Origin of the sequence: Trinickia violacea (assembly GCF_005280735.1) — a bacterium.
Classification (GTDB): domain Bacteria; phylum Pseudomonadota; class Gammaproteobacteria; order Burkholderiales; family Burkholderiaceae; genus Trinickia_A; species Trinickia_A violacea.
Genome location: NZ_CP040077.1, coordinates 2,207,435 through 2,220,104, shown reverse-complemented (window position 1 = coordinate 2,220,104; position 12,670 = coordinate 2,207,435). Strand labels below are relative to the sequence as shown.

General features: G+C 63.4%; 9 protein-coding genes. 2 read left to right on the top strand and 7 right to left on the bottom strand.

Annotation, left to right across the window (positions count from 1 at the left end; translation table 11 throughout):
• Nucleotides 1–9 precede the first annotated feature (9 nt).
• Entirely contained in the window at nucleotides 10–879 is an 870-nt protein-coding gene (locus FAZ95_RS10060) for an outer membrane protein assembly factor BamD (protein WP_137332315.1), read from the top strand.
• 61 nt (nucleotides 880–940) lie between these two features.
• Here FAZ95_RS10060 and FAZ95_RS10055 read toward each other — a convergent pair whose 3' ends face one another.
• The 4 genes from FAZ95_RS10055 to FAZ95_RS10040 form a co-directional block, all read right to left on the bottom strand.
• Nucleotides 941–2,269 carry an IS4 family transposase gene (locus tag FAZ95_RS10055; RefSeq protein ID WP_175425684.1) on the bottom strand — a complete coding sequence of 443 codons (1,329 nt, stop codon included), beginning with the start codon at nucleotides 2,267–2,269 and terminating at the stop codon, nucleotides 941–943.
• A gap of 186 nt (nucleotides 2,270–2,455) precedes the next feature.
• Nucleotides 2,456–4,690, bottom strand: coding sequence for a DNA repair helicase YoaA (gene yoaA, locus FAZ95_RS10050; RefSeq protein ID WP_437437723.1), 2,235 nt, complete (start codon nucleotides 4,688–4,690; stop codon nucleotides 2,456–2,458).
• Nucleotides 4,691–4,753: 63 nt separating this feature from the next.
• Nucleotides 4,754–4,969 (bottom strand): DUF465 domain-containing protein, encoded by a 216-nt coding sequence (locus FAZ95_RS10045; RefSeq protein ID WP_137332313.1) that lies wholly within the window; start codon nucleotides 4,967–4,969, stop codon nucleotides 4,754–4,756.
• Between the two features lie 80 nt (nucleotides 4,970–5,049).
• The gene (locus tag FAZ95_RS10040) at nucleotides 5,050–5,892 is read right to left on the bottom strand and encodes a hypothetical protein (RefSeq protein WP_137332312.1); all 843 of its coding nucleotides are present in this window, start codon (nucleotides 5,890–5,892) and stop codon (nucleotides 5,050–5,052) included.
• 153 nt (nucleotides 5,893–6,045) lie between these two features.
• On the opposite strand from FAZ95_RS10040, the gene FAZ95_RS10035 reads away from it, so the two are divergent.
• Entirely contained in the window at nucleotides 6,046–8,397 is a 2,352-nt protein-coding gene (locus FAZ95_RS10035) for a Tex family protein (protein ID WP_137332311.1), read from the top strand.
• 121 nt (nucleotides 8,398–8,518) lie between these two features.
• Here FAZ95_RS10035 and FAZ95_RS10030 read toward each other — a convergent pair whose 3' ends face one another.
• The 3 genes from FAZ95_RS10030 to FAZ95_RS10020 form a co-directional block, all read right to left on the bottom strand.
• The gene (locus FAZ95_RS10030; protein ID WP_137332310.1) at nucleotides 8,519–10,411 is read right to left on the bottom strand and encodes a potassium transporter Kup; all 1,893 of its coding nucleotides are present in this window, start codon (nucleotides 10,409–10,411) and stop codon (nucleotides 8,519–8,521) included.
• 278 nt (nucleotides 10,412–10,689) lie between these two features.
• Nucleotides 10,690–11,277 (bottom strand): phosphoribosyltransferase, encoded by a 588-nt coding sequence (locus FAZ95_RS10025; RefSeq protein WP_175425557.1) that lies wholly within the window; start codon nucleotides 11,275–11,277, stop codon nucleotides 10,690–10,692.
• A 2-nt stretch (nucleotides 11,278–11,279) separates the two neighbouring features.
• Nucleotides 11,280–12,626, bottom strand: a complete 1,347-nt coding sequence (locus tag FAZ95_RS10020) for an adenylosuccinate synthase (protein WP_137332308.1) — start codon at nucleotides 12,624–12,626, stop codon at nucleotides 11,280–11,282.
• Between the last annotated feature and the right edge of the window lie 44 nt (nucleotides 12,627–12,670).

Here is a 12,670-nt window from a genome sequence, read left to right as displayed (position 1 = left end):
TGCTAGGAAATGCGAGCCCTGAACACCATCATCAAATCGGCCCTCGGCGCGGCCGCCCATGCGGCAAAGCGCGCAATCAAACCCGCTAGCACCTATTTGGCACTGGGCGCAGTCGTTGCGCTCGTGGCAGCTTGCCACGGCCTGCCGCAAAAGACCGATGAGACGGCGACCTGGTCGAACAACAAATTATACTCGGAGGCCCAAGACGCCTTGACCGGCGGGGATTGGGGCAAGTGCGCGAAGTACTTCGAAGCGCTCGAGGGCCGCGACCCGTTCGGCCACTTCGCTCAGCAGGCGCAGATCAACGTTGCCTACTGCAACTGGAAAGACAGCGAAACGGCCGCCGCCGACACCGCCATCGACCGTTTCATCCAGCTGCACCCGGATCACCCCGATATCGCCTACGCGTACTATCTGAAGGGGATGATCCACTTCAACGACGACCTCGGTCTCTTCGGCCGCTTCTCCGGTCAGGACATGAGCGAGCGCGATCCGAAGTCGCTGCGCGAGTCGTATGACGCGTTCAAGGTCGTGGTCGACAAGTACCCGAACAGCAAGTACGCGCCGGATGCGGCCGCCCGCATGCGCTATATCGTGAACGCGCTCGCGTCGCACGAAGTGCACGCCGCCGACTACTACTATCGCCGCGGCGCTTACGTGGCAGCGATCAACCGTGCCCAGCTCGCGATCAAGGAATACAAGAACGCGCCGGCGATCGAAGATGCGCTGCACATCATGATGCTGTCGTACACGCAATTGAACGAGCCGCAGCTGGCCGAAGATACGAAGCGCGTGCTCGCCGCCACCTTCCCCGATAGCCCGTACATCACGGGGCATTCGCGCTCCGGCGCGTCGAAGTCGTGGTGGCAGATCTGGTGATCTGACTGCTCCGATAGCGGCGACCCGCACATAAAAAACCCGGCTGATGCCGTAATGCCGTTCAGTTAAGGTCCCGCTTCAGGTACCGGACGGTGTAACGGAAAGGTCTGGACTTGACGGCCCGAGCGCATGAGCGCCCGGGCCGTTTTTCGTTGGGAAGCTGCTTGAGGCGCTCGCGCAGGCGCGCGAGTAGCGCAGGGAGTTTGCCGTACGAGCGCGTGACGGCCGCCCACGTCATTTCGTACTGGATCGTGTGAAACGCCCTGATGAAGCTCAGCTCCTCGGGTGTGCGGCCGGCCTCCAGGGCAGCCTTCGCCATCTCCAGGCGAATCAGGTTGTAGGCGATCAAAGCGCCCCAGAACTCCTGGTAGACGCCTTCCACGGTCTGACTGCGAAGGGTCAACTCCATGCCCAGCATCGATTGCTTCAATTCACGGTAGCTGGTCTCGATTTGCCAGCGACGTTCGTAGCAGGACACGATGTCACCGGCCTTAAACCGCTGCCGATCGCTCAGGGAAGTCAGCAATACCCGCTGCCGGCCACCGGCATCGACGGCGAGCACGGCACGGGCCTGCCAGGACTCGGGCAGCTCCGGACACGCCTTTCGCGCCTGCGGCGACACGCGCATGCGCACCATCTGATCGCCGGACTCACCACTGAGCACCTCCCAGCGTGTATTGGACTTGGCCGGAATGATGAAATGCCGGTTCTCCCCGCCCGCGACCAGGCTGCACAGCAGCTGGGCGGACAGGAACCCTTTATCGAACACCGTAATGGAGTTCTCCGGCACACGCGGCATGAGTTCACGCGCCGAGATCATCTCGTTGACGTCATAAGGGCCGAATTCGACATCGCGTACCAGATGCGTGGGAATGGCGGTGAGCGTAACGGCACGCAACTGGGGATAGCTGCCCACCCGGTCATGCACGGCCGCGGATGCCCCGAAGTGCCTGCGGTTGGCGGCACTGTCGGCCGTGCGCAGCGTGGTGCCGTCCATGGCGAACAGCGAGAATCCCTTGAAGAGGTATTGCGCCTGATCCTGGGCAACCCAGTTCCTGGCGGACTCGTGAAAGAGCCACGCCAGCGGCGCGGCGCCGGTGCGTTGCCGTGCCTGGGTGATGGCGCTCTTGCTGACAAACGACGCATCGGGCGCGGGAAGCGCAAGTTCCAGCCCGTCAACGACCTCGCTGATTGACTGATGCCGGTACAACGCCAGTGCGATCACCAGCCACACCACCTGCTGCGCTGGCAGACGACGACGGCGCAGGCTGGCACTGCCGCTGGCCTGAACTGCCTGCTCGATCCATTCGTACGGCAGATGCTCGCCCAGCCGGTCCCATTCGAACGGTGGGTGTGAATCGACAAGAAGAGGAAGGTCGTCAACCAGCATGGCGACGAAAGTTAACATCGCCACGCCCTGTTTACAACAGGTTTGCTCCACCAACAAAAATGCCGTTCAGTCGCTTAACTGAACGGCATTACGGCTGATGCCGGGTTTTTTTATGACCTGCTTTTTCGCGCGTCAGTGCGCTTGATTGAGTGGTCCGGCCCAAATGGGCCGGCCTATCTGGCCCGATCACTCGCCCTCTGCCGTGCGCTCCTCGAAGAACTCCCGCACGACGTCGATCTCGCGCGTTCGCTTGAACGGCGGGAGACTCTGCCAGATGCGCTTGCCATAGGGTTTATCGACGAGACGCGTATCGCAGATCATCAGCACGCCGCGATCGGTCTCCGCGCGGATCAGACGCCCGGCGCCCTGCTTGAGCGTAATCACCGCCTGCGGCAATTGATGGACTGCAAACGGGCTCAAGCCCTTCTTCGCCAGTGCGTCGAGCCGCGCGGACAGCACCGGGTCGTCCGGCGGCGCAAACGGAAGCTTGTCGATCACGACGAGCGACAACGCGTCGCCGCGTACATCCACGCCTTCCCAGAAGCTCTGGCTGCCCACCAGGATCGCGTTGCCGTAGGCGCGGAAGCGGTCGAGCAGCTCGGTGCGGCTCGCATCGCCCTGCACGAGCAGAGGCGTCTTCCAACCGCGGGATTCGATCACGTCGCGCAACTTGGCGGCGATCCGGTCGACGGCCCGCAGCGTGGTGCAAAGCATGAATACGCCGCCCCCGGATGCTTCGATCGCCGGCAGCGCAGCGTCGAATACGGCGTCGGTGAACATCGGCGACGATGGCTGCGGCAGGTTGCGCGGCACGTAGAGCAGACCTTGCGTGCCGTAGTCGAACGGGCTCGGCAGCGTCATCGAACGCCGCGCGCTCAGGCCCATTTGTGCGGCGTAGTGCGTGAAGTCGCCGCGCACCGACAGCGTCGCCGAGGTGAAAATCCACGCACGCGGCACGCCCGCGCGCTGCTTCGCGAAGATCGGTGCGACCGACAGCGGCGTTTCGTGCAACTGCACCGTGTGCGAAAACACTTCGATCCAGCGCACCTTTTCGTTCGGATCGTCGGCTGAGTCTTTCTTCGTATCCGATTCGGCGCTCGGCGCCTCCGCCTCCGGCAGCACCGTCCAGCCCTTGAGCAAATCCTGCAGTTCGCGCGCGCGCCGCTGGCAAGCGGCGATCGACTCCGCGCGCTCGGCCTGTCCCGCCAGCGCCACCGCGAGCGCATTCAGTTCGGTTTCCAAGGCATCGAGCGCGGCGAAGAGCGGATGGTCGCCGTGCATCTGGCTGAGCGACAGCCGCACCGAATCCTCTTTGAACGCGAGCCGCACGTCGCGCGCCGCCCGCTCCAGCGCGGCGCCGAGCTTCACCCACTCGACGGCGTCGCGCGCATGGCTCAAGCCCTCCGCGACGGAATCGCGGGCGAGTTCGAGGATCTGCGCGGTCGACAGCGTCTCGCCGAAAAAGAGCGTGGCGGTCTCGGGCAACTGGTGCGCTTCGTCGAAGACGATCGTGTTCGCCGACGGCAGCAGCTCCGCCATCCCCGTGTCGCGCAACATGATGTCCGCGAAAAAGAGGTGGTGATTGACGACGACGATATCGGCCTGCTGCGCTTCGCGGCGCGCCTGCATCACGAAGCATTCCTTGTAGTGCGGGCACTCTTGACCTAAGCAGTTGTCGCGCGTCGACGTGACCATCGACCAGACCGGCGCCGTCTCCGGCACGCTGGCGAGTTCCGCCTTGTCGCCGGTGCGCGTGATCTTCGCGAAGCGGACGATTTCCTGCAGATAGACGGTGTCTTGACGCGTCGGCATGCGGCCGTTGTCGGCCGTGCGCTGCAGGTAGTAATGGCACAGGTAGTTCGCGCGCCCCTTCAGCATGGCGACCGTAACCGGCACGGCAAGCGCGTCGCGCACGGTGGGGATGTCACGCTGGAACAGCTGATCCTGCAAGTGCTTGGTGCCGGTCGAGACGACGACCTTGCCGCCCCACAGCATCGCCGGGACGAGGTACGCATAGGTCTTGCCCGTGCCGGTGCCGGCCTCGACGATCAGCGTGTTGTCGCCGGTGTCTTCCGCGACCTCGCGCGCGATCTCAGCCGTATCGGTGCCACCTCGGTCGCCCGATTCGCCGCTCTTTTGCAGGCGGCGCGCCGGACGCGCGTGCGCCTCGAACATCGCCGGCTCAGGCATCGCGCGCCCCGACGCCTCCATCGCGGCCGCCACGGCGCGCGCCATTTCGATCTGCGAAGCACGCGGCCGGTAGCCGTCGATGCGCTGCGCGAGCAGGCCATCGGCGGCGAAGATCGCGTCGAGTTCGGTGCCGCGTTTCGGATTCAGCGCAAGCGGCTCGCGCGCGGATGTCCGCACGTCGGAAGCGCCGGCGCGCGGCTTGTCAGAAGAAGCATCGTGCGGTGAGTTCAAGGCAAGCGGTTCCTGCAAAGACCGGTGCACCCGGCGCGACACCAGCGCTTGCCAGGCCGCAGCTTACGCGTGCGTATCCGGTTCGAGCTGCAATTGCAGCAAGAGAATGTTGTCTTTGACCTTGAGCTTGCGCTTTTTGAGGCGCTGCAGCTCGAGGTCGGTGATATCCGACGAGGTCGCCAGTTGGTCGATCATGCGATCGAGCTCACTGTGCTCCGACTGCAATTGCAAAATCCGGTCACGAAGCACATCCGGTTTGATCGCTTGCTGCTCGCGCATGCTGGCCTCCTCGGTCGATTAGGCGTCGTACCGCTCGTCGCGGCCCCGGCGTCTGAGGTTGCTGTACGGCAAAAAACGCGTTATTCGCTTTGCTGCTGTTGTTGCTTGAGCTGCTCCTGCTGCTGTTGCTCCTGCAACTGCTGCTCTTGCTGCTGTTTCTGCTTGTCGGCGGCCTGCTTCTGGCGCGTCTCGACGTCCGCCTTGTGCTGCGCGGCATCGGTCTGTTTCTGCTGATAGCGCTGCGCGTTTTCCGCGCGCTCCTGAGCCTTCTGCGCGGCTTGCGCGTGCGCTTCGTCGAGCTTGCGCTGGTAGTCGGCCTGCTTCTGGTTGTACGTCGCCTCGTTAGCCGCGCGCTGCGGGCCTTCCGCATTGCGCTTCGCCTGATCGAGTTCGTGCTGACGCTGTTTGTCTTCGAACTGCTGCTGGCTCTGCGCCTCGTTCGCGGCGCGCTGAGGCGCGTTGGCTTCGTCCTGCGCACGCTTGATCGCCGCCTGATCGTCGCGTTGCTGCGCGCGCACGACGCGCTGCTCGTCATTGAGCGCCAATTGCTCTTTGCGGATCTGCTCGCGGACATCGCGCATTTTGTCGCGCGCATTGCCGAGGCAATGGTTCACGAAGAACGTGCTGTAGCAATTGTGAACTGCCACGCCGTACTCGTAGTCGTTCTGCTCGGTGCGGCGATCGAGCGCCTTTTGGCGTACGTCGAAATCATTGGGCGCAGCAGGAGAAGCCGTGTCGGAAGCGCCTTGCGGGGCCGCTGCACCAAGCGTGACGGCCTTTGCCGCCGAGGCCGGCAGATCTTGCGAGAAGGCCGCGGACGGCAGTCCGAGCGGCAACGCAAACGCAGCCGCGGTAACCCACGCAGCGGGCGAAGCAAGCAAAAAACGGGAGGTTGGCAACGTCGTAGGGAGGCATCGGAACATGCTCGAAATTCTAACACCCCGCGCTTGAGCGCTCGGGCATTTATGGCAAAATGCCCCGCTCCGACAACCCTGGCTCCCGCCTCCCGCGCCATCCCCGGCTGCGGATCTCCAGGTTGGGACCCCGATTGAGCCTCGCAGGCAGACGTACTTCACATGACGGATACCGTAGCACTCAAGATCGTACAGCGCATCGCCACTGAATTGACCGTCCAGCCGCGCCAAGTCGCGGCGGCGGTTCAGCTTCTCGACGAAGGGGCGACTGTTCCGTTCATCGCCCGCTACCGCAAGGAAGTGACCGGCAATCTCGACGACACGCAACTGCGCCAGCTCGAAGAACGACTCCTGTATCTGCGCGAGCTGGAAGACCGGCGCGCCTCGATCCTCGCGAGCATCGAGGAACAAGGCAAGCTCACCGACGAACTGCGCACGGCAATCGAAGCCGCCGACAGCAAGCAGGTGCTGGAAGACCTGTACCTGCCCTATAAGCCGAAGCGCCGCACGCGCGCGCAGATCGCGCGCGAAGCGGGCCTGGAGCCGCTCGCGCAGGCGCTGCTCGCGAACCCGCTGCTCGACCCGCAGACAGAAGCCGCCGCCTACGTGGACGCCGAAAAGGGCGTCGCCGATGTGAAGGCGGCGCTCGACGGCGCGCGCGACATCCTTTCCGAGCAATTCGGCGAAACCGCCGAGCTGCTGGGCAAGCTGCGCGATTACCTGCACAGCCAGGGCGTCGTGTCGTCGACCGTCGTCGAGGGTAAGGAAGGCGAAGAAGGCGAGAAATTCCGCGACTACTACGACTACTCGGAGACCATCAAGACCGTGCCGTCGCACCGCGCGCTCGCCCTCTTCCGCGGCCGCAACGCCGGCGTGCTGATGGTGAAGCTCGGCTTGGGCGAGGAACTCGACGCCCAGGTGCCGCATCCGGGCGAAGCCATGATCGCGCGCCATTTCGGCATTGCGAATCAGAACCGTCCCGCCGACAAATGGCTCTCCGACGTGTGCCGCTGGTGCTGGCGCGTCAAGGTGCAGCCGCACCTCGAAAACGAATTGCTCACGCAATTGCGCGACGAAGCCGAGCACGAGGCGATTCGCGTGTTCGCGCGCAATCTCAAGGATCTGCTGCTCGCGGCTCCCGCTGGCCCGAAGGCCGTGATCGGGCTTGATCCGGGCCTGCGCACGGGTGTGAAAGTGGCCGTGGTCGACCGCACCGGCAAGGTGCTCGCCACCGACACGATCTATCCGCATGAGCCGCGCCGCGATTGGGACGGCTCGCTCGCGAAGCTCGCGCGCATCGCCGCGCAGACGCAGGCCGAGCTCATCAGCATCGGCAACGGCACGGCCTCGCGCGAAACCGACAAGCTCGCGAGCGAGCTGATCTCTCGCCATCCAGAGCTGAAGCTGCAGAAGATCGTCGTGTCCGAAGCCGGCGCATCGGTCTATTCGGCGTCCGAACTCGCTGCCAAGGAGTTTCCGGAACTCGACGTATCGCTGCGCGGCGCGGTGTCGATCGCGCGCCGGCTGCAAGACCCGCTCGCCGAACTCGTGAAGATCGAGCCGAAGGCGATCGGCGTCGGCCAGTATCAGCACGACGTGAACCAGCGCGAACTCGCGCGCTCGCTCGACGCGGTCGTCGAGGATTGCGTGAACGCAGTCGGCGTCGATGCGAACACGGCTTCCGTCGCCTTGCTTGCGCGCGTGTCCGGCTTGAATTCGACCCTCGCGCGCAACATCGTCGAGTATCGCGACGCAAACGGCCCGTTCCCGTCACGCGACCATCTGCGCAAGGTCCCGCGTCTTGGCGACAAGACTTACGAGCAGGCCGCAGGCTTCCTGCGCATCAACGGGGGCGAGAACCCGCTCGATCGCTCGTCCGTTCACCCCGAGGCGTATCCGGTCGTCGAACGGATGCTCGCGAAGATCAAGAAGCAGATCGGCGATGTGCTTGGCAATCGCGACGCGCTCTCCGGTTTGTCGCCGGCGGAATTCGTCGATGAGCGCTTCGGTCTGCCGACCGTGCGCGACATCCTGACCGAACTCGAGAAGCCCGGCCGCGACCCGCGCCCCGAGTTCAAGACGGCGACGTTCCGCGAAGGCGTCGAAAAGGTCTCCGACCTCATCCCGGGCATGGTGCTCGAAGGCGTCGTGACGAACGTCGCGGCGTTCGGCGCGTTCGTCGACGTCGGCGTGCATCAGGACGGCCTCGTGCACGTGTCGGCGATGTCGACCAAGTTCATCAAGGACCCGCACGAAGTCGTCAAGGCTGGCCAGGTCGTGAAGGTGAAGGTGCTCGAAGTCGATGTGAAGCGTCAGCGCATCGCGCTGACGATGCGCCTCGACGACGATGCCGCCGCAGGCTCGCCGTCGCGCGGCGGTGGCGGCGGCGGTGGCAGCGGTGCTCAGCAGGACCGCGGCGGCCGCCCGGGCGGCGGTGCACGCCCCCAGCGCTCGCGCGATCCGGAACCGGCCGGCGCAATGGCAGCGGCGTTTGCGAAGCTCAAGCAGCGCTAAGCAACGTAGGGGCTGGCAGCGCCCTGCCAGCTGACAACAAAAAGCCCACGCGTCACAGCGTGGGCTTTTTGTTGCGTGCGCAACGGAAGTGTTCCCGCTGCGCAGTGCTATCTCAACACGATCAAATCTCGATCTTCGTCCCGAGTTCGACCACGCGATTCGCCGGAATCGCGAAGAAGTCAGTCGGTTTCGCGGCATTCTGATGCATCCATGCGAACACGCGCTCGCGCCACACCGACATACCGGGCAACTGCGTCGGCACGACCGTTTCACGCGCGAGGAAGAACGACGTATCCATCAGCTCGAAGGTCAAGTCGTACATGCGGCCGACTTCGAGCAGCGTCGCCTTGACGTCCGGCGTTTCGTTGAAGCCGTATGCCGCCCTCACGACATAGAGCCCGCCGCCGACATCACGCACCGTCACGCGGTCTTCGTCATTCACATACGGAATATCGCGCGTGACGAAAGTCAGGAAAATGGTTCGCTCATGCAGCACTTTGTTGTGCTTCAGGTTGTGCAGGAGACTCACCGGCACGAGCGTATCGCTGCCCGTCAAATAGATCGCGGTACCCGAGACGCGATGCGGCGGATGCGCGAGCAAGCCTTGTAGGAACGGCGCAAGCGGAATGCCGTCGGCAGCCGTGCGTTCCTTCACGATCATGCGCCCCTTGTGCCAGGTCATCAAAAGGAAGAACAGCACCGCGCCGATGCCGAGCGGCAGCCAGCCACCCTCCTCGACCTTCAGCAGATTCGCGCCGAAAAAGCCGACGTCGACGATCATGAAAGCGCCGATGATGAGGGCCACCAGCGCCTTGTTCCACTTCCAAACCTTCACCATCGAGACGCACAGGAGGATCGTCGTGATGACCATCGTGGCCGTCACCGCAATGCCGTACGCCGCGGCGAGATTGTCGGAGCTCTTGAAGCCGATCACGATGCACAAGATGATGAAGAGCAGCATCCAGTTCACGACCGGCACGTAGATTTGGCCGATCGCCAACTCCGACGTGTGCAGCACCTTCATCCGCGGCACGTAGCCGAGCTGGATCGCTTGCGCGGTCAGCGAATACGCGCCCGAAATCACGGCCTGCGATGCGATGACGGTTGCCACCGTCGACAGCACGACGAGCGGCAGCAGCGCCCAGTCGGGCGCGAGCAGGAAGAACGGATTTTCGATCGCCTTCGGGTCCTGCATCAGCAATGCGCCCTGGCCGAAGTAATTCAGCACGAGCGACGGCATCACGAGCACATACCAGGCCATCCGGATCGGCTTGGCGCCGAAGTGGCCCATATCCGCGTAGAGCGCTTCGGCGCCGGTCAGCACCAGCACGACCGAACCGAGCACGACGTAGGCCTGCAGCACGTGCGCCGACATGAACGACGCTGCGTAATAAGGATTGAGCGCGGCAATGACGCCCGGCGCGCGGATGATGTGATAAAGACCCAGAAGACCGATCGTGATGAACCAGAGAATCATGATCGGCCCGAACAGCTTGCCCACGAGCGCCGTGCCATGCCGTTGAATCCAGAACAGCGCGATCAGAATGACGATCGTAATGGGCAGGACGAGATGCGATAGCTGCGGCGTCGCAATCTCCAACCCCTCGACAGCCGATATCACCGAAATCGCCGGCGTGATGACCGCGTCGCCATAAAACATGCAGGAACCGAAGATCCCCAGCGCCATTAATGTCGCAGCCGCCTTGCTTTTCGTATCGAAGGAACGCAGCGAAAGCGCCATTAACGCGAGCACGCCGCCTTCACCGTTATTGTCGGCGCGCATCACGAAAAGCACATATTTGATCCCGACCACGATCACGATCGCCCAAAACAGCAGCGAAATCACGCCGAGAATCGAGTTATTCGTGAGCGCAATTCCGTGCGCCGGGCTGAATGCTTCCTTCAACGAATAAAGAGGACTGGTTCCGATATCGCCGAAAACCACGCCGATCGCCGCAATGGCAAGTGAATGCAAAGGCTGCTTATGCGTATGTGCCTGGTTGTTGTCTGTCATAAACGCGGGGTAAATCCGTTCTCGGATTGGGCTGAAGAAACGAGCGCAATTCTAGCGGGGCACGCAGACGTGCCGCAGTGCGTGTTGTGCATACGCTACGAGCGGCAGCCGCCGAAGTTTAGCATCGCAGCGCGTCGGAGTCAGGTAAGTTTTGCGCATTGCAGCATAACCGCGGTTAACGGTCTGGCGAAAGCACTTGCACATAAAAAAAGCGGAGTCGTGAGACTCCGCTTGATTATCTTGACACCAACGACCGCACGGCTGGGCCATGCGAAAGGTCACTCGTTCGGCGTCGAATTTCGTGCCAGGCCGCGCTTGATCCATGCACCGAGATTGTGCGGACGCACCGTATCCCATTCCTCGAACGGCTGGTGAATCCATGGGTTCGTCGGCAGGAATTGCACGTGGTAGTCGGGCTTGACCTTCGAGCAGCCCTTGTACCAAAGCACCGCGGAACGCACGGCGGTAATCGCCGGATAGCGGTCCTTCAAATGCTGCTGCACGCGCGACAGCGTCACGCCCGAATCGACGAGGTCGTCCACGAGCAGCACGTTGCCCGACAGCTCGCCGCGCGTCATCGTGATGTATTGGGCGATATCGAGGTCGCCCTGCTCCGTGCCGGCGGCTTCGCGATAGGAACTCGTCGCGAGGATCGCAAGCGGCAGGTCGTAGATACGCGACAGCTGGTCGCCAACGCGAAGCCCGCCGCGCGCGAGACACAGGATCTTGTCGAACTTCCAGCCGGATTCGTGCACGGCCAGGGCGAGCAACTCGATCAGCCGGTGATACTCGTCCCAGCCGACCCAGAGGTTCTTGTCGTCGTTGCGCGGATCCGTCATCGCGATCATGGTCATGCTCTGCGTCATCGTTAAACCTTGAACGGATGGCGAAGCAGAATCGTCTCGTCACGATCCGGGCCGGTCGACACCATGTCGATCGGCACGCCCGCCACTTCCTGCACGCGCGTCAGATAAGCTTGCGCGTTCGCGGGCAGCCTGTCCCATTGCGTGATGCCGATCGTGCTTTCCTTCCAGCCGCCGAACGTCTCGTACACCGGCTCGCAGCGCGCGACTTCGGATGCGCCGCGCGGGAGGATGTCGGCGTCCTTGCCGTCGATCTTGTAGCCGACGCACAGCCTGACTTCGTCGAGGCCGTCGAGCACGTCGAGCTTCGTAATGCAGAGGCCCGACACGCCGTTGATCTGAATCGAGCGGCGCAGCGCGGCGGCATCGAGCCAGCCGGTGCGGCGCGGACGGCCCGTGACCGAGCCGAATTCCTTGCCAACGTTCGCGAGCGTCACGCCGATCTGGTCCTGACGGGCCGGGTTGTCGTTGTCGTACAGCTCGCTCGGGAACGGACCCGCGCCCACGCGCGTGCAGTACGCCTTCGTGATGCCGAGGATGTAGTTGAGCTTCTGCGGACCGACGCCTGCGCCTGCAGCCGCCGCACCGGCGACGCAGTTGCTCGACGTGACGAACGGGTACGTGCCGTGATCGATGTCGAGCAGCGTGCCTTGCGCGCCTTCGAACAGGAAATTGCGGCCGGCTGCGTTTTCGTCGTACAACCGGCGCGAAACGTCGGTGACCATCGGCGCGAGGCGATCCGCATAGCTCAGCATCGTATCCAGCGTCTGCTGAAAATCGACAGGCGCGGCGCCCAGGTACTGGGTCAGCACGAAGTTATGGAAATCGAGGTTGTCGCGCAGACGCTCGGCGAATGCCTCCGGCTCGAACAGATCCTGCACGCGCAACGCGCGGCGGCCGACCTTGTCCTCGTACGCCGGACCGATGCCGCGGCCGGTCGTGCCGATCTTGCCGGCGCCGCGACGGGCTTCGCGCGCCTGATCGATCGCGATGTGATACGGGAGGATCAGCGTGGTCGCTTCGGAAATGAACAGACGCTTTTGAACGTCGAGACCAGCGGCTTCGAGCTCGCCGATTTCCTTGAAGAGCGCCTCGGGCGACAGCACGACGCCGTTGCCGATGTAGCAGGCAACGCCCGCACGCATGATGCCCGAAGGAATGAGGCGCAAGATGGTTTTCTTGCCGCCGATGATGAGCGTGTGACCGGCGTTGTGACCGCCCTGGAAACGCACGACGCCCTGAGCGTGGTCCGTCAGCCAGTCTACGATCTTGCCCTTGCCCTCATCACCCCATTGAGTTCCCACGACGACGACGTTGCGGCCGGGGGTCACATTCACAGCGCTGGCAGACATGTTGATTCGTTAGCTGGTTAAAAACGTATTCTACCCATGTTCGC